The 15,229-nt window shown below is 71.1% G+C and carries 17 protein-coding genes; 15 read left to right on the top strand and 2 right to left on the bottom strand.

The features are described 5' to 3' along the window. Positions 1 to 80 precede the first annotated feature (80 nt). The 3 genes from ACWEMY_RS15595 to ACWEMY_RS15585 all read left to right on the top strand — a co-directional run bounded on the left by ACWEMY_RS15595 (position 81) and on the right by ACWEMY_RS15585 (position 1,761). A complete protein-coding gene (locus ACWEMY_RS15595) occupies positions 81 to 674 on the top strand; it encodes a DUF4352 domain-containing protein (RefSeq protein WP_452390556.1) in 594 nt (197 codons plus the stop codon). Between the two features lie 109 nt (positions 675 to 783). Then, the gene (locus ACWEMY_RS15590) at positions 784 to 1,242 is read left to right on the top strand and encodes a MarR family winged helix-turn-helix transcriptional regulator (protein ID WP_452390555.1); all 459 of its coding nucleotides are present in this window, start codon (positions 784 to 786) and stop codon (positions 1,240 to 1,242) included. 72 nt (positions 1,243 to 1,314) lie between these two features. Further along, on the top strand, positions 1,315 to 1,761 hold the full coding sequence (locus ACWEMY_RS15585; protein ID WP_452390554.1) for a hypothetical protein: 447 nt from the start codon (positions 1,315 to 1,317) through the stop codon (positions 1,759 to 1,761). Between the two features lie 13 nt (positions 1,762 to 1,774). Here ACWEMY_RS15585 and ACWEMY_RS15580 read toward each other — a convergent pair whose 3' ends face one another. Next, positions 1,775 to 2,110, bottom strand: a complete 336-nt coding sequence (locus ACWEMY_RS15580; RefSeq protein ID WP_452390553.1) for an ArsR/SmtB family transcription factor — start codon at positions 2,108 to 2,110, stop codon at positions 1,775 to 1,777. A gap of 70 nt (positions 2,111 to 2,180) precedes the next feature. On the opposite strand from ACWEMY_RS15580, the gene ACWEMY_RS15575 reads away from it, so the two are divergent. The 7 genes from ACWEMY_RS15575 to ACWEMY_RS15545 all read left to right on the top strand — a co-directional run bounded on the left by ACWEMY_RS15575 (position 2,181) and on the right by ACWEMY_RS15545 (position 9,468). Next, a complete protein-coding gene (locus ACWEMY_RS15575) occupies positions 2,181 to 3,782 on the top strand; it encodes an ABC transporter substrate-binding protein (protein WP_452390578.1) in 1,602 nt (533 codons plus the stop codon). Continuing rightward, positions 3,749 to 4,771 (top strand): ABC transporter permease, encoded by a 1,023-nt coding sequence (locus ACWEMY_RS15570; protein WP_452390552.1) that lies wholly within the window; start codon positions 3,749 to 3,751, stop codon positions 4,769 to 4,771. The genes ACWEMY_RS15575 and ACWEMY_RS15570 overlap by 34 nt, the downstream gene beginning before the upstream one ends. After that, complete coding sequence (locus tag ACWEMY_RS15565; RefSeq protein ID WP_452390551.1) at positions 4,764 to 5,588, top strand: ABC transporter permease; 825 nt, start codon at positions 4,764 to 4,766, stop codon at positions 5,586 to 5,588. Before ACWEMY_RS15570 ends, ACWEMY_RS15565 begins: the two co-directional genes overlap by 8 nt. Then, positions 5,585 to 6,469 (top strand): ATP-binding cassette domain-containing protein, encoded by an 885-nt coding sequence (locus ACWEMY_RS15560; protein WP_452390550.1) that lies wholly within the window; start codon positions 5,585 to 5,587, stop codon positions 6,467 to 6,469. The genes ACWEMY_RS15565 and ACWEMY_RS15560 overlap by 4 nt, the downstream gene beginning before the upstream one ends. Beyond that, entirely contained in the window at positions 6,469 to 7,125 is a 657-nt protein-coding gene (locus ACWEMY_RS15555; protein WP_452390549.1) for an ABC transporter ATP-binding protein, read from the top strand. Before ACWEMY_RS15560 ends, ACWEMY_RS15555 begins: the two co-directional genes overlap by 1 nt. A 31-nt stretch (positions 7,126 to 7,156) precedes the next feature. After that, on the top strand, positions 7,157 to 8,545 hold the full coding sequence (locus ACWEMY_RS15550) for an FAD-binding protein (RefSeq protein WP_452390548.1): 1,389 nt from the start codon (positions 7,157 to 7,159) through the stop codon (positions 8,543 to 8,545). Between the two features lie 212 nt (positions 8,546 to 8,757). Next, positions 8,758 to 9,468 (top strand): hypothetical protein, encoded by a 711-nt coding sequence (locus tag ACWEMY_RS15545; protein ID WP_452390547.1) that lies wholly within the window; start codon positions 8,758 to 8,760, stop codon positions 9,466 to 9,468. 52 nt (positions 9,469 to 9,520) lie between these two features. Here ACWEMY_RS15545 and ACWEMY_RS15540 read toward each other — a convergent pair whose 3' ends face one another. Continuing rightward, complete coding sequence (locus tag ACWEMY_RS15540) at positions 9,521 to 10,645, bottom strand: cytochrome P450 (protein ID WP_452390546.1); 1,125 nt, start codon at positions 10,643 to 10,645, stop codon at positions 9,521 to 9,523. A 196-nt stretch (positions 10,646 to 10,841) separates the two neighbouring features. Between ACWEMY_RS15540 and ACWEMY_RS15535 the strand changes: the two genes are divergently transcribed. The 5 genes from ACWEMY_RS15535 (at position 10,842) to ACWEMY_RS15515 (ending at position 15,228) form a co-directional block, all read left to right on the top strand. After that, positions 10,842 to 11,870 carry a 3-oxoacyl-ACP synthase III family protein gene (locus ACWEMY_RS15535; protein ID WP_452390545.1) on the top strand — a complete coding sequence of 343 codons (1,029 nt, stop codon included), beginning with the start codon at positions 10,842 to 10,844 and terminating at the stop codon, positions 11,868 to 11,870. Between the two features lie 6 nt (positions 11,871 to 11,876). After that, positions 11,877 to 12,743 carry a hypothetical protein gene (locus ACWEMY_RS15530; RefSeq protein ID WP_452390544.1) on the top strand — a complete coding sequence of 289 codons (867 nt, stop codon included), beginning with the start codon at positions 11,877 to 11,879 and terminating at the stop codon, positions 12,741 to 12,743. A gap of 17 nt (positions 12,744 to 12,760) precedes the next feature. Further along, a complete protein-coding gene (locus ACWEMY_RS15525; protein ID WP_375929690.1) occupies positions 12,761 to 13,111 on the top strand; it encodes a hypothetical protein in 351 nt (116 codons plus the stop codon). A 286-nt stretch (positions 13,112 to 13,397) separates the two neighbouring features. Next, entirely contained in the window at positions 13,398 to 14,417 is a 1,020-nt protein-coding gene (locus ACWEMY_RS15520) for an NAD-dependent epimerase/dehydratase family protein (protein ID WP_452390543.1), read from the top strand. A 55-nt stretch (positions 14,418 to 14,472) separates the two neighbouring features. Next, a complete protein-coding gene (locus ACWEMY_RS15515) occupies positions 14,473 to 15,228 on the top strand; it encodes a glycosyltransferase family 2 protein (RefSeq protein WP_452390542.1) in 756 nt (251 codons plus the stop codon). The last annotated feature ends 1 nt before the right edge of the window (position 15,229 follow it).

Genomic DNA, 15,229 nt, shown 5'->3' with positions numbered 1-15,229 from the left:
CACATCCGTCATCGAGCACCCCCGCAGTCAACGGCCAGCAGCGGCCGCGATCCGCCGTGCCCACACCCGAGGAGAACGTCATGTCCAACCCCCAGTACCCCGCACATCCCGGCGCCGCCCCGCAGCAGCCCTACTACCCGCAGCCCCCGCGTAAGCGGAAGGTCTGGCCGTGGGTGCTGGGCGGCTTCTTCCTCGCCGTCATCGCCCTGTTCGGCGGGTGCGCCGCGCTGATCGGCAGCGCTGCCGAGGAGGTCGCCAAGAACGAGGAGAGCCGCGCCTCGGCCGCCCCCGCCGGCACCGAGGTCCGCGACGGCAAGTTCAGCTTCACCGTGACCAAGGTGGACCCGCCGGTCACCACCGTCGGCGACAACCAGTTCCTGCAGAAGACCGCGCAGGGCGAGTTCATCCTGGTCTACGTCGATGTCGCCAACACCTCGACCGTCGCCCAGCAGTACTTCGGCTCCAACCAGAAGCTGATCGACGACCAGGGCCGCGAGTTCGCCAACGACACCTCGGCCGAGATCAATGTCAACGAGCAGCTCACCGCCGAGATCAACCCGGGCAACAAGATCTCCATGGTGCTGGTCTTCGATGTTCCGACGGGCACCGTGCCCGCCGCCGTGGAATTCCACGACTCGGCCTTCTCCAACGGCGTGCGCGTCGCCCTGAAGTAGACCCGGGAACCACGCGGGCCCAGCGATTTTCGCTGGGCCCGCGTTCGTCGTGCCGCGCCGGGCGAGCACCGCACCGCCGAGGCGACCGCCCGTGCGGGAAAATGGGGTGGTGAGCACCGATGACGCGCGATCCGGACCGCTGCTGAGCCCGACGATTCTGGTCATCACGCTGTGCAGGCGAGTGGAGGCCGAGCTGGCCGCGGCACTGGCGCCGCTGGACCTGACGGTGGCGCGCTTGGGGCTGCTGGGGCACATCAACGGCTTGCCGGGGGCCTCGTTCAGCGAGCTGGCACGGATGTCGGGCACCAGCGTGCAGAGCGTCCACACGGCGGTGAAAGCGCTGGTGGCGGCGGGTCTGGTGCGGGATCGCACGGCACGGGCCGGGTCGGCCTCGGTGATCGAGCTGACGACACAGGGCACGCGGCTGCTCGCCGAGGCGCGCGAGGTGGTGACCCGGGTCGACACCACCATGTTCGGGCCGGACGCCGACCCGATCCAGCGCGAGGTCGGTGCCGCCCTCGTCGCCGCCTTCGCCGGGATGGCCCCGCCAGACCCCCGCGGCGGATAACTCCACCCACCTTCAATAACCCTGAAGCTCGAGCTAGGCTTCAATCACATTGAAGGTCGGAGGGAGCAGTTCGTGGAACATCTGTTGCTGTCGGTGCATGTGTTGGCCGGCATCGTCTTCGTGGGCGGGTCGGCGGTCGCGACCAGTCTTTTCCCGCGCTACGCCCCGGTCACCGGCGAGGCGCCCGACCCGGAGTCGGTGCGCTCGCGGTCGGTGGCGGTCGCCATGCACCGGATCACCGGCAACTACGCCAAACTCGCGATCATCGTCCCGGTGATCGGCATCGTGCTGGCCACCATCCAGGGCCGGATGAACGAGATCTGGATCACCACCGCCATGATCACCACCGCCATCGCCGGTGGCCTGCTCGCCGTGCAGATCCATCCGCTGCAACGTCTGGCCCTCGACGAACCCGACGACGGCAAGCGCCTGCGTCAGCTGTCCATGCTCGCCGGGATCTACAACCTGCTGTGGACCGCGGTGGTGGTGCTGATGATCGTGCGCCCCGGATCGGACTGAGCCGCACCGGCGCTCAGGCGTGCCGGGCGCCGATGGTGTGCAGGATCTCGTGGATGACCGGGTCGGCGAGCCGGTTGGTCACCGTGCGGCCCGACCGGACGGACTCGACGCAGCCCTCCTGACGCAGCACCCGCAGCGCCTGGGAGATCGCGTTCTCGTTGCGCCCGAGCGCGGCCGCCAGCTCCCCCACGCTGATGCCCGGCGCCCGGTGCAGACACAGCAGGATCTCCAGCCGGCTCGGGTCCGACAGCAGGTCGAAGCGCTGCGCCCAGGCCCGGATCTCGACGTCACCGATCGCCCGGCGGCCGAGTTCGACCGGCGATCCGTCCAGTGTGCGTGGCTCTCCCATGGCGGGGTTCAGTGTAGCTCCCCTATCATCTGTCCATCTGTTCAGATAAACAGGAGTTGGGCGAGTGGGAATGCTACGGGTCAGGTCGCTGTGCACGCTGGGAGCGGCGCTCGCGCTGGCGATCTCACTGTCCGGGTGCGGGGCGCCCAGCAGCGGATCACCGGACGCGATCGTGCTGGCCGACGCCTTCGAACTGGGTGGCTACAACCCGGTGGCCGGGTACGGCGCCGCCGGGGAGGCGAAGGTCTACGACGGTCTGCTGCGCCTCAGCGGCGGCACGGGCATGCCCGGCTTCACCCCCGCGCTGGCCACCGAGCTGCCGACACCGAACGCCGACGCCACGGTGTGGACCGCGCCACTGCGCCAGGGCGTGCGTTTCAGCGACGGCTCGGACTTCGACGCCGCCGACGTGGTGGCGACCTATCGCGCGATCCTGGACCCGGCCTCGGCCTCGGAGGTCCGCTCCTCGTTCACGATGATCGACGAGGTCGAGGCCGTCGACGCGCACGCGGTGCGCTTCACCCTGCGTCACCCCTACGCCGCCTTCCCCACCAAACTGCTGATCGGCATCGTCCCGTCGGAGTCGGTGGCCACCCCCGGCCCGGCCACCGAATCCCCGCTCAACTCCGCGCCGATCGGCACCGGCCCCTACCGGCTGACCACCCTGGAACCCACCCGCGCCATCTTCGAGGCGAACGAGAACTATTGGGGTGGAGCGCCTTCGGTCAAGCGCCTGACCCTGCTCTACGTCCCCGACGACAACACCCGCGCCCAGCGCACGGCCGCGGGTGAACTCGACGGCACCTCCCTGCCCCCGCTGCTGGCGGCCACCTTCGACGGTCGCGCGGGAATGTCGGTGCGCGCCAACACCTCCGCCGATTGGCGCGGCGTCTCGATGCCCGCCGCCGACCCGGTCGCGGGCGATCCGGCGATCCGGCTCGCGCTCAATCACGCGGTGGACCGTCAGGCGATGATCGACAACATCCTCGGCGGCTACGGCAGGCCCGCCTACACGCCGCTGCCCGAGGTCTACGGCGACGCGCACGACCCGGCCGCCGTGTTCGCCTTCGACCGGGCCCGCGCCGAGCAGATCCTCGACACCGCGAACTGGCGGCCGGGTGCCGACGGTGTACGCGCGAAAGACGGTGTGCGCGCACGGTTCACAGTGATGTACAACTCCACCGACACCCTGCGCCGCGATCTCGCGCTGGCCTTCGTCTCCGATGCCCGCAAGGTCGGGGTCGAGGTCGATCTGGAGGCGCTGTCGTGGGACCGGATCGAGCCGCGCATCGCCCGCGACGGCATCCTGCTCGGCGGCGGCGACGAGCCCTACGATCCCGACACCCAGGTCTACAACACCCTGCACTCCCCCTCGCCCGATCTCGGCACGGGCAGCCCGTACGACAATGCCGGCCGCACCGATGATCCGGTGATCGACGCCCAGCTCGATCTCGCCCGCCGCAGTACCGATCCGGCGGTGCGGGCGGGCGCGTACCGGGCGGTGCAGAACCGCTACGTCCAGGCGCCCAGCCATGTCTTCCTGGTGCACCTGGATCACACCTATGTGGTGAAGGACTCCGGCTGGAACACCTCGGGCCCGATTCTGGAACCGCACGCGCACGGGGTCACCTGGGGTCCGTGGTGGTCGTTGCAGACCTGGTCGCGCCGGTGACGCGCGGCCGGTGGCGCGGTCGCGGGATCGCCGCCATGGCGGGCAGGCGGGTGCTCGTGCTGGTGCCGGTGCTGGTCGCGGTGTCGGCGGCGCTGTTCGCGGCGGCGGCGGTGTCACCGTTCGATCCGCTGGTCGGCTATCTGGGCTCGCGCTACGAGTCGACCAGCGCGGCCGACCGCACCCTGCTCGCCGATCAGCTGGGCCTGGATCTGCCCTGGTATCAGCTGTACGGGCGCTGGCTGGCCGATCTCGTCCACGGCGACCTCGGCACCTCGCGCGGGTTCTCCCAGCCAGTGGGTGAGCTACTCGCCCAACGGCTTCCGTGGACGATGCTGCTGGTGACGGTGGCGATGACCGCGGCCGTCGCGCTGGCGCTGAGTGTGGGCGCGTGGGCGGGCATGCACCGGGGCGGGGCGGTCGACCGGGCGGTCGCCGCGAGCTGTGTGGTGCTGCAGGGCCTGCCGCCGTTCGTGGTGTCGCTGGCCGCGATCGCCGTGTTCGCGGTGGGGCTGGGCTGGCTGCCGCCCGCCGGGCTCACCGACGCGGGCGCCGATCCGGATCTCGCCCAGGTGCTGCGGCATCTGGTGCTGCCCGCCGCGGCGCTGGCGCTCTCGCAACTGCCGTGGCTGCTGCTGGCGGTGCGCGAATCGGTGGCGGGCAATCGCGCCGAGGATTTCGTCGTCGGCGCGGCGACCCGGGGCATCGACTCCGCGACCATCACCCGCAGGCACATCCTGCCCACCTCGCTGGCGCCGTTCGTGACCATTCTCGGCGTCCGGCTGCCCGAGGTGGTGGTGGGCGCGGTGCTGGTGGAGGAGATCTTCTCCTGGCCGGGCATCGCCGGGGCGTTCGTGCGCTCGGCTCAGGATCTGGACATGGCCCTGCTGGCGGTGCTCACCGTCGGCACCACCTGCGCGGTCATGCTCGGGTCGCTGCTCGCCGATATCGCGGTGGTGCTGCTGGATCCGCGGGTGCGGGCCGATGGCTGAGCGGCGGCGGCTGCACGCCGCGCTCGCGGTGCTGCTGGCGGTGGTGGCCTACGCGGTGCTCGTGCCGTGGCTGGCCGGGGTCGACGAGCGGCTCACCGATTTCGCGACCGCCCGCCAGGCCCCCTCGGGGCAGTGGCTGTTCGGCACCGACGCCGCCGGGCGCTCGCTGTTCGTCCGGATCGCGGCGGCGCTGCGCACCTCGCTGCTCGTCGCCGCCTGCGCGGCCGCGCTGTCGACAGTGCTGGGCGTGCTGGTCGGGGCGGTGTCGGCGCTGGCCGGTGGCCGGGTGGACCGGCTGATCATGCGCTGCGCCGACACCGCCAACGCGCTGCCGCATCTGCTGCTCGGCATCGTCATCGTGGCGCTGTTCCGGGGGAATGTGGCGGCGGTGGTGCTCTCGATCGGGCTCACCCACTGGGTGCAGGTCGCGCGGATCGTGCGGGCCGAGAGCCTGAGCCTGCGTGAGCGCGACTACATCGCCGCGGCCGTGCTGGCCGGCGCGAGCCGCACCCATCTGCTGCGCACGCATCTGCTGCCCGCGGTCGCCCCGCAGGCACTGATCGCGGTGGTACTGCTGCTGCCCCACGCCATCTGGCACGAGTCGACCCTGTCGTTCCTCGGCTTCGGCCTGCCCCCGCACGAGCCGAGCCTGGGCACCCTGCTCGCCGAGGCCAGGACCTCCCTGCTGCTGGGCGGCTGGTGGACGCTGCTGTTCCCGGCCGGATTCCTGGTGCTGACCACCGTCGCCGTGGCCGTGGCCGGGTCCTCGCTGCGCACCCTGCTGCTGCCACCGAAACCGTCGAGGATGCCCCGATGACCGGACTGACCATCGAGGAGCTCACCGTCCGGATCCCGGTCCGCCCGGGCGAGGTGGTGCACGCCGTCACCGAGGTCTCCCTGGAGATCCCCGCCGGGACGGTGACCGCGCTCGCCGGTGAATCCGGGTGCGGGAAGTCGATCGTCGCGAGCGCGATCCTGGGTGTGCTGCCGCCGCACGCCGTCACCACCGGATCGATCCGCCTCGACCTCGCGGACCGGACCCTCGACATCCGCACCGACCGGCAGCCCTACCGGGGCCGCCACATCGCGCTGGTCCCGCAGTCGCCGGGCACCCACTTCACCCCCGTGCGCACCATCGGCTCCCAGCTCGCCGAGACGATCACCGCGCTCGGCACCGGCCACGACCCCGCCGACCTGCTGGCCAGGGCCGGACTCGAACCCGGCGCCCTCGGCAGGTTCCCGCACGAACTCTCCGGCGGGATGGCCCAGCGCGCGGCGGTCGCGGCGGCACTGGCCGGTGACCCGGCGGTGATCGTCGCCGACGAACCCACCGCCGGACTCGACCGCGCCCGCACCGACCAGATCGGCGCCCTGCTGCGCGAATGCGCCGACCGGGGCGCGGCGGTCCTGCTCATCACCCACGACCTCGGCCACCTGCTGCGTGCCGGAATCGCCGACACCGTCGCCGTCATGTACGCCTCCCGGCTGATGGAGGTCGGCCCCGCCGCCCAGGTGCTCGACGACCCGTGGCACGACTACACCCGCGACCTGCTCGCCGCCCTGCCCGAACGCGGCCTGCGCCCGCTCCCGCACCCGCCGCGCGCCCTGACGAACCTGTCCGAGATCTGCCCCTACGCGGGCACACCCACCACCCTGACCCCGCGCGCGCAGCGCCTGATCCGCGAACCGAGGTCCTGATGCTCGCCGCCGAAGCCGTCACCGTGGGCTACGACCCGGCCGCACCGGTCGTGCGCGGGGTGGACCTGCGGGTCGAGCCCGGCGAGATCGTCGGCATCACCGGCGATTCCGGTTCGGGCAAGACCACTCTGGCCCGCGCGCTGGCCGGTCTGCTCGCCCCCACCGCCGGGCGGATCACCTGCGACGGCCAGTCCCCGCGACAGCGGCGCGGGGCGGTCGCCATGGTCTTCCAATCACCGCGCGCCGCCACCGATCCCCAGCTCACCCTGGCCCGGATCATCGCCGAACCCGCCGTGATCCGCCGCGCCCCCACCCCCGACCTGCCCGCGCTCGCCGCCGAGGTCGGCCTCACCCCCGACCTGCTCGACCGCCGCCCGCACGCCCTCAGCGACGGCCAGCTCCAACGCGCCTGCCTGGCCCGCGCCCTGGCCCAGCAGCCGCGCTACCTCATCCTCGACGAGGCCACCGCCATGCTCGACGCCGCCACCACCGCCACCGTCGTGCGCCTCGTCATGGACCGCGCCGCCACCGGCCTCGGCGTCGTCCTCATCAGCCACGACCACGCCCTGCTCGACGTCGCCTGCACCCGGGTGACCGAGCTGCGCGCCGGGGCCCTGCACGGATCTCCGCAAGAACCGCACGAATACCTCAGGTAGGTCTCAGGAACCGCTCTTAGCGTGAGCCCCTGTGACTTTCGCGCCGCAGGAATCCCGCACCACCCGACGCAGCCTGAGCGGCTGGTGCCGGACCTCGCCCACCGTCGCCGAGGTGCTGCGCACCCCGGATCTCGCGGTGATCGCCGAACGGGTACGCACCGCCGGACCGCGCGGGGTGATCGCGCGCGGGCTCGGGCGCAGCTACGGCGATCCCGCGCAGAACGCCGGTGGCCTGGTGATCGACATGACCGCGCTGGACCGCGTCCACCACATCGACCCCGGCAGCGGGATCGTCGACGTCGACGCGGGCGTCAGCCTGGACACCCTCATGCGCCGCGCGCTGCCGCACGGGCTGTGGGTGCCGGTGCTGCCGGGGACACGGCAGGTGACCGTCGGCGGGGCGATCGCCTCGGATATCCATGGCAAGAACCATCATTCGCAGGGCAGCTTCGGCAACCACGTGGTGTCGCTGGACCTGCTCACCGCCGACGGCGCGCTGCGCACCCTCACCCCCGAGGGCGAGGACGCGGCCCTGTTCTGGGCCACCGTCGGCGGGATGGGCCTGACCGGCATCGTCACCGGCGCGCGAATCCGGCTGCAACACACCGAGACCGCGTACTTCCTCGTCGACAACGATCGCACCCGCGACCTGGACGAGACGATGGAACTGCTCACCGGCGGCTCCGACGACGGCTACGACTATTCGATGTCGGTGCCCGACACCATTTCCACCGGACCGAAACTCGGCCGCGCCGGGTTCAGCCGTGGTTCGCTGGCGACGGTGGATCAATTGCCGGTGAAACTGCGGCACCGCCCGCTGAATTTCGATGCACCGCAATTGTTCACCGTGCCCGATATCTTTCCCAACGGAATGGTCAACGGGGTCACCACCCGTATCGCCGCCGAGGCGGCGCATCGCCTGTTCCCGCGCCGCGCCCGCGGGCGCATCCAGAATCTGACGCAGTTCTATCACCCGCTGGATCTGCTCGGGGAATGGAATCGCGCCTACGGCAGGCGCGGATTCCTGCAGTACCAGTTCTCCATGCCCTTCGGCGCCGAGCGGCAGCTGGCCGAGGCGGTGCGGTTCGTGGCCGAATCGGGGCACCACTCGTTCCTCAATGTGTTCAAGCGGATGGGCGCGAGCAATCCGGCGCCGCTGTCGTGGCCGCACCCCGGATTCATGCTGAGCTTGGACTTCACCCTCGCCGAGGGTCTGGACCGGATGTGCGCGGCCCTCGACGAACGGGTGCTGGACGCGGGCGGGCGGCTCTATTTCGCCAAGGACTCGCGCACCTCCCCGGCCATGGTCGCGGCCATGTATCCCCGGCTCGACGAATGGCGGCAGATCCGTGACGCGGTCGATCCCGAGGGGGTGTTCGCCTCGGATATGTCCCGGCGGCTGCGCTTGACCGGACTCTGACGTGCCGCAGATCACGATTCCGAAAATTCGCCCGAAAGCCATTCCCGGCAAATGAATTTCATCGGCGATGACGCAGATCACTGTCCGTTTCGGCTTCTCAGGACATTTTAAGTTACTTTTCGGCAACATTGAGTTGGACACTTGCTCATGGGTGCTCGATCGAGGGCCTGCGCTCCCCCCGGAGCACCGCCATTGAGGGAAAGACTGCATTCATGAAGTTCAGCAAGGTTGCCGCAACCTCCGCACTTGTCATCGCCGCGCTCGGGGTCGCCACCGGCACCTCGCACGCCGCTCCGGCGCCCGCCCCGATCCCCGCCTTCCTCGACGGCGTCGAGCAGGGCGTGAACCAGGTGCTGCCCGGCATCGGATGGAAGACCGGCATCGAGGGCGACGCCGTGGTCGTCGAGACCGACGCGGGCTCGCTCACCACCGAGAACAACCAGTTCCAGGTGCGCGACGACCAGGGCAATGTCGTCGCCGCGCTGCCGCTGGCCTACACCATCGACGACCTCGAGTACCCGATCGACGCCGCCATCGACGGCACCCGCGCGCTGCTCACCCCGCGCACCGAGGCCGCCGCGGCCCGCCCGGCCGCGCTGAAGCCGGTCGTGCGCCAGGACGCCTTCGACGACGCCGTCTCGGCCGCGGCCACCCAGTTCGGCATCATCACCTCGATCGGCACCCTGGTGGGCACGCTGGTCGGCGGTGGCGCGGGCTGCGTCATCGGCGGTATCGGCGGCCTGGTCCTTGGCATCCCGGTGCTCGATCTCGGTGGCGCGACCGGTCTGGCCGGCTGCCTGGCCGGTGCGGCCATCGGCATCCCGCTGGGTGCCGCCGCCGGTCTGGTGCTGACCGGTGTGCCCGCCGCGATCGTGGTCGGCATCGGCTTCCACAACCGCGTCAACGCGCCCGAGAACCAGTAGTCCCGCGCGCACCGAGAACCCCGTCCACGCTGGTGGGCGGGGTTCTCGCCGTTCAGGTCAGCCGGATGCGCAGGGTCCGGTAGGTGGGGATGAAGACCTTGCGACGGTAGCGCCGCTCGACGATCTCCCACGGCCTGCCCGCCGAGGTGAGCGCTTCCAGCAACGCGGTCAGTTCCGAATGCACCAGCTGGGCGCCCAGGCACAGGTGCCTGCCACCGCCGAACCAGAGCTGACGGGTCTCGGGCACGTAGTCGCGGTCCACCCGGAACTCGCCGACGGCGTTGTTGATGGTCCAGGTGAGGATCTTGACGTGCTCGCCCGCCCGCAGGTCCCGGTCGGCGACGCGCACGTCGGCGGTGACCGAGCGCCCGACCAGATAGGCCGGGCTGGTGACGCGCAAGGTCTCGCGTACCGCGTCCGCGATCCGGTCGGGCGCGGCGAGCAGCGCGCGATGCTGACCGGTGTCGTGCAGGATGGCGACCATCCTGGTCATCGCGCTGGCCAGGGTGTCGGTGCCCGCCACCGCCATCAGGATCGCCAGGCCCGCCGCGTGCTCGACCTCGAGCCCCAGTTCCCGGCAGCGGCCCAGGGTGGTGTCGGGGTCGGCGCGGGCGTAGGCGTCGGGCACGTTGACGGCCAGCTGGGTAGCCAGCTCCCTGGCCCGCGCCACCGCGACCGGGTCCAGCGTGGTCGAGGCCATCGTGCCGAAACCCAGGTTCACCAGCTCTTCGACATGGTGGAACAGCCGCAGGAACAGCGCGTCCTGGTCGGCGTCGGGGTCGCCGCCGATGGCCGCGGCGATGTCGACCGGGCGCATGCCGACCAGGTCCGAGACGCTGCGGCCGACCAGGATCTGCGCGCGGGTGGCGAGGTCGACGGTCTCGCCCGCGGCCAGCCGATCGCGCAGATCGTCCAGGTCGGGCCCGATCACCCGCCGGACCAGCGCGTCGGTGTGGGTGAGGGTGAACAGGTCGCGCACCTTGGCGCGCAGCGCGGTGTGCCCGGGACCCTCGAACAGGTCCTCGACCCATTCGCCGATGACCTGCGCCCACCAGTGTCCGGCCGCGCCCTCGGAGACGATGCTGAAGTGCGTGCTGTCGTTGTAGATCTGGCGCGCCACGAGCGGATCGGCGACGAACCAGCCCAGTCCAGGGACCTTACGGATCGGCCGCGCCACCCTCCCCAGCAGCAGTAACCCCGGTAGCCACGGCTGACCTGCGGCGAGAAGGGCGAGTTCCTGACGACGAGCGGCACTCCACACCCCGGCAGAATCTAGTTGACCGTGACCGAATAGTGAAGATCTGTGACTAGGATCGGCGGGATGCGCTGATGGTGGGCTGTCCATCGCGCGACCTCGAAGAAGTGTGAATGCCATGGTGAACTCGACAATCGAAGCTGTCGGCGCGTATCTGCCGGCCCGGGAAGTGACCACCGCGGAGCTGATGCGTCAGCTCGCTGTCGATGCGCCGCTGGATCTGGAGAAGGTCAGCGGCGTCAGCGCGCGCCGGGTGCGCGCCCCCGACGAGGACTCCTTCACCATCGCCCTGGCGGCGGCCCGCGGCGCGCTCGCGAACTCCCGCTACGAGGCCGCCGACCTGGATGTGATCATCTCCTGCTCGATCACCCGGACCCGCGGCGAGGACTTCTGCTTCGAACCGTCTTTCGCGCTCACGCTGCGCAACGCGCTGGGCGCCCGCCGCGCCATCCACTTCGACGTGTCCAATGCCTGCGCCGGGATGATGACCGGAGTCCTGGTGCTGGACAGGATGATTCGTTCCGGTGCCGTGCGCAGGGGCCTGGTCGTCTCCGGTGAGTGCATCACCCCGATCTCCGACACCGCGGTGCGCGAGATCTCGCAGAAGTACGACCCGCAGTTCGCCTCGCTCACCGTCGGTGACGCGGGCGCGGCCGTGGTGCTCGACAGCACCGACGGCCCCGGCCTGGACTACGTGGAACTCAACACCAGCGCCGCCTTCGCGAAACTGTGCCTGGGCATGCCCAGCGACCAGGGCCCCGGCGTCGCCCTCTACACCGACAACCGCGCCATGCACAACGAATCGCGCTACCTGCTGTGGACCACGCGTCAGCGCGAGTTCCTCGCCGCGCGCGGCACGAGCTTCGCCGAGGAGGGCTACGACTACCTCATCCACCACCAATTCAGCGGTCCGGCGGTCGAATTGATCGACAAGATCGCCGAACGCGAATTCGACGCGCTGATGCCGCCGAAGCTGGCGGTGCTCGACCGCTACGGCAACACCGCCTCCACCTCGCATTTCGTGGTGCTGCACGACGCACTGCGCCAGGGCCTGATCGCACCGGGGTCCAAGGTGCTGCTGGTGCCCGCCGCCTCCGGGGTGGTCGCCGGGTTCCTGTCGGTGACAATCGGCGAACTTCGGGTATAGGACAGTATGGGAATCATCATTTCTTCGGCCGTCACGCAGTCCGGCGGCGTCAGCTCGGTGGGTCAGGCGGCCGAGGCCGCGCGTGCCGCGCTGACCGGCGCGGGCTGTACCGCCGAACAGGTCGACGCGCTGATCAATGTCGGGGTCTACCGCGACGCGAACCTCGTGGAACCGGCCGTCGCGGCCCTGATCCAGCAGGCCGCCGGGATCGGGCTGGACTATCGCGCCGGCGAGCTGCCGTGCCTGTCGTTCGACCTGATGAACGGGGCCTGCGGGCTGGTGAACGCGGTCGGCGTGGCATCGTCGCTGCTGGCCGATCTGCCCACCGGGCACGTGGTCGTGGTGAGCGGCGACGCGCACCCGTCGCAGCGGGCCGACGCGGACTTCGCCTTCGAGCCGGTGGGTGCGGCGCTGGTGCTCGAGAACCACAGCGACGCCGTCGGTTTCGGTGGGGTGCACGTGAGTGCCGGTGACACGCTGCCCGATCCGCAGGGCTACGTCACGCTCTCGGCCATGGGTACCGAGGGCCGCTCCTCGATGACCGTCGAACTCGCCACCGGCACAGCCGAACTCGTCGAGCACGCCGCCACCGCCGCCCGCGAGGCCCTGGCCGCCGACGGTCTCGACGCCACGAGCGTGGTGCTGCTGTGCGGCAAGCCGACCCCGGATTTCGCCGCGACCCTGGCCGCCGAACTGGGCATCGACACCGTGATCACCGACGACTTCGCCGGTGACGCCCACACCTCCGCGCTCACCGCCGCCTTCGTCGCGGCCAGGGATGCCGGAGCGACCGGGCGGCCGCTGCTGTTCGTGGCCGCCGACGGCGGGCCGACCGCGGCCGCCGTGACCTACCGAGGACTGGGAGTGCAGTGACCAAGCCGAGCCGACCGATGCATGCCGTTCCCGACCTGGTCGACGACGACACCTGGACCGTGCGGCCCGCGCAGACCGGTGGCGCCCGCCACCGCGCGCAGGCGCCCGACCGCACCCTGGTGCTCGCGCTGCGGTCGATCCCGATCATCGGCTGGATCTTCCTGGCCATCGGCGTGATCCGCCCGTTCCGCTCCCGTCCGCTGCGCGCGATCTTCTGGATCGACGCGTTCCTGAGCACCGTCGTGCACGCCGCCCAGGTACCCGCCGCCCGCCGCGAAGCCGCCGCCCGCGGCATCACCCCCGGCCGGGCCACCGCGATGACCATGCTGCTCGGCGCGACCTGGTGGAAGACCCTCGATCCTCGATGAGCACGACGCTGGACGCGCACGACACCTCTGGGCGATCCCTCGCCGAGGGGATGTCGTGGGCTCCGGCGCGAGATGTCTATGAGGGATGCAGCAGTAGGCGCCGTTCGGGCGCCGGCCAGCCTCGCCGGCGCTGGGCAGGCGCCAGCCAACGCGTGGGGCACTATCTGGGTGCCGGTCAGCACAGCGGGCACTGCCCAGACGCCGGGCGGCGCGGTGGGCGCTGGGCGGGTGCTGGTCGGTGTGGTGAGGTGGGGGCGATGTCGGGGTGGCGCCGTAGGGTGGCGCGATGACGGTGCTGGTGACGGGGGCGAGCGGGTTCGTCGGTGGGGCGGTCGTGCGTGGGCTGGTCGCGCGGGGGGTGCCGGTGCGGGCGATGGTGCGGGACCGGGGGTCGGCGCCCGAGGGAGTCGAGGTGGCGGTGGCCGATCTCGGGGACGCGGCGGCGCTGGCGCGGGCAGTGTCCGGGGTGGAGGCGGTGGTGCACGCGGCCGCGCTGCTCGGGGAGTTCGGGCGGCCCGCGGAGTTCTTCGCGGTGAATGTGGCCGGGACGGACCGGCTGATGCAGGAGGCCGCGGCGGCGGGGGTCGCGCGGTTCGTGTTCATCGGGAGCCCGAGCGCGCTCATGGCACCCGACGGCGGTGATCAGCTCGGCATCGACGAGACGGTCCCGTACCCGGCGAAGTTCCTCAACAGCTACTGCGAGACCAAGGCCGTCGCCGAGCAATTGGTACTCGCCGCCGACACCCCGGAATTCACCACCTGCTCCCTGCGCCCGCGCGCGGTGTGGGGCCCCGGTGACCGCAGCGGCCCGGTCGTGCAGCTGCTGGCGAAACTGCGGGCCGGGCGCCTGCCCGACCTGTCCGGCGGACGCGAGGTGTGGGCGTCGCTGTGCTACATCGATCATCTCGTGCAGGCGGTCACACTGGCACTGACGGCCGAGAATATCGGTGGCCGCGCGTATTTCGTCGCCGACGCCGAACCGGTGCCGGTCTGGCCGACACTGGACGCGGTGGCCGCGCGCTTCGGCCTGACCGGGCCGAGTATCGCCCTGCCCGCCCCGGTAGTCGGCGGCGCGCTGGCGGCGATCGAAGCCGTCTGGCGGATTCCGGCGGTCGCGCAGCGGTGGACGCCGCCGCTGTCGCGCTACGCGGTCGCGCTGGTCACCCGCTCGGCCACCTACGACATCTCGCGCGCCGAACGCGAACTCGGCTATCGACCGGAACTGTCCTTCGCCGAGGGCTTGGACCGGTTCCACGAATGGGTCACCGCGACAGGCGGACTCGACCGGCTGCTGGAGGACCTGTGAACTACCACCGGAACACACCACGAGCGCCACTGCGCCCGCCGGAAGTCCGCGCGCGATGACCCCGGCACTGTGGGTGGTGATCCCCGCCTTCAACGAGGAACGCGGCATCGAGGCGACCCTCGAGGCGGTGGCGGCCCAGCACGACACCGATTTCGCGGTCGTCGTCGCGGACAACACCTCCACCGACCGCACCGTCGAGATCGTCGAGAAGTTCGCCGCCCGGTATCCGGTGCCGCGCATCGAGGTGATCACCGAGCCGCAGAAGGGCACCGGTGCCGCCGCCGACACCGGCATGCGCTACGCCATCGCGCAGGGCGCCACCCTGCTCGCGCGCACCGACGCCGACTGCCTGCCCGCCCCCGACTGGACCGCGCGGATCAGGGCCGGTTTCGATTCCGGCCTGCGCCTGGTGAGCGGGCAGCTCGTCCCCCGCACCGACGAGGGCGTGTCCTGGCTGGACCGCACGATCATCCGCGTCGCCCTCGAGCTCGCCTCCGCCTTCGGCAAGGTGCGCTCGGGCAACCGGGACCCGAGATACCTCGGTCCGTACGTGATGACCCCCGGCTGCAATATGGCGATCACCGCCGAGTTGTATGTCGCCGCAGGAGGTTTCCCGCGCACCGCCATCGAGGACCTGCACGAGGACCGCGCACTGGTCAATGCCGTGCGCACCATCACCACCGACTACGGCCTGCGCCGGGACGTGCGCGTCCACGGCTCCAACCGGCGCGTGCGCGCCTGGGGAATCCGCAAGACACTGGCCTGGTACGCCGATCACCGCTATCGTCCCGACGTCGTCGACATCCGGTGAG

It is taken from the genome of Nocardia sp. NPDC004415, from assembly GCF_053602435.1.
Note: the sequence above shows the minus strand (reverse complement) of the source record. Positions and strands in the feature narration are given on the sequence as shown.